Origin of the sequence: Micromonospora sp. NPDC048894 (assembly GCF_040649765.1) — a bacterium.
Taxonomy (GTDB): domain Bacteria; phylum Actinomycetota; class Actinomycetes; order Mycobacteriales; family Micromonosporaceae; genus Micromonospora; species Micromonospora antibiotica.
This window is the reverse complement of sequence record NZ_JBEZFY010000045.1, coordinates 1-1,271: the sequence shown is the minus strand read 5'-3', so window position 1 is coordinate 1,271 and position 1,271 is coordinate 1. Positions and strand designations below refer to the sequence as shown.

Genomic DNA, 1,271 nt, shown 5'->3' with positions numbered 1-1,271 from the left:
CGGGTCTGCTGCACCGATAGGTGACAGGTGTAGTCACGCGGCCTGACTGGCCGGTGGGGTCATGATGGTCTCGTACTCGATGGGGGTCAACCGGGACAGGGATCGTTGGCGTCGGCGGCGGTGGTAGGTCCGCTCGATCCAGGTCACGATCGCGGTCCTCAACTGCTGCCGGGTGGTCCAGGTTCGCCGGTCGAGGACGTTGTTCTGGAGCAGGCCGAAGAAGGATTCCATGGCGGCGTTGTCGCCGGCGGCGCCGACCCTGCCCATCGACCCGATCATGTGGTGCTGGTTGAGGGCGTGGACGAATTTCCGGCTTCGGAATTGCGACCCGCGGTCGGTGTGCAGCACGCAGCCGGCCACGTCACCACGGCGGGCTACGGCGTTGTGCAGGGCGTTGACGGCCAGCCTCGACTTCATCCGTGAGTCGATGGAGTAGCCGACGATCCGGTGGGACCACACGTCCTTGATCGCGCACAGGTAGAGCTTGCCCTCGCCGGTGCGGTGCTCGGTGATGTCGGCCAGCCACAACCGGTTCGGGCCGTCCGTGGTGAAGTTGCGGCGCACCAGATCGTCGTGCACCGGCGGACCGACCCTGCCGCCCTTGCCCCGACGCTTCTTTTTGCTGAACGCGCTCCGCCAGCCCATGCCAGAGCAGATTCTCCAGGCGGTGCGCTCGACCATCGGCTGGCCGGCAGCGCGGGCCTCATCGGCCAGGAACCGGTAGCCGAACTCCGGGTCGTCGCGATGTGCGTCGAACAACGCGTCCGCCCGGTACGCCGCAGCCAGTTCAGCGTCGCCGACGGGCTGGGCGAGCCACCGGTAGTAGGGCTGACGAGCGATGTTCAATACCCGGCACGTCACCGCGACGGGGATCCCGTCGGCGGCCAGCTCGCTCACGAGCGGGTAGAGCCTTTTCCCGGCAGATTCGCCTGCGACAGGTAGGCCGCGGCCCGACGCAGGACCTCGTTCTCCTGCTCGAGGAGCTTGATCCGCTTACGGGCCTCCCGCAGCTCGGCCGACTCGCCGCCGCTGACACCCGGTCTGGTTCCGGCGTCAACGTCAGCCTGGCGCATCCACTTGAACAACGTCATCGGGTGGACTCCGAAGTCCTTCGCGATCTGCTCGACGGTCACGCCCGGATCACGGTCACGGGCCACCCGCACGACGTCATCGCGGAACTCACGAGGGTAGGGCTTGGGCACAGCAACATCCTTCCAGCTCACCGTCAGGGCAAGCCATCTCAGATGTCACCTATCGGTGCAGCAGACCCA

General features: G+C 66.8%; 1 protein-coding gene. It reads right to left on the bottom strand.

What is annotated here, in order from left to right; all coding sequences use genetic code 11:
* Nucleotides 1–33: 33 nt before the first annotated feature.
* Nucleotides 34–1,202, bottom strand: a protein-coding gene (locus AB0C22_RS31240) for an IS3 family transposase (protein ID WP_357538599.1) whose coding sequence is annotated in 2 segments (ribosomal slippage) — nucleotides 34–915 and nucleotides 918–1,202 — 1,167 coding nt in all. Because the reading frame shifts where the segments join, the coding sequence is not laid out codon by codon here.
* Nucleotides 1,203–1,271 lie beyond the last annotated feature (69 nt).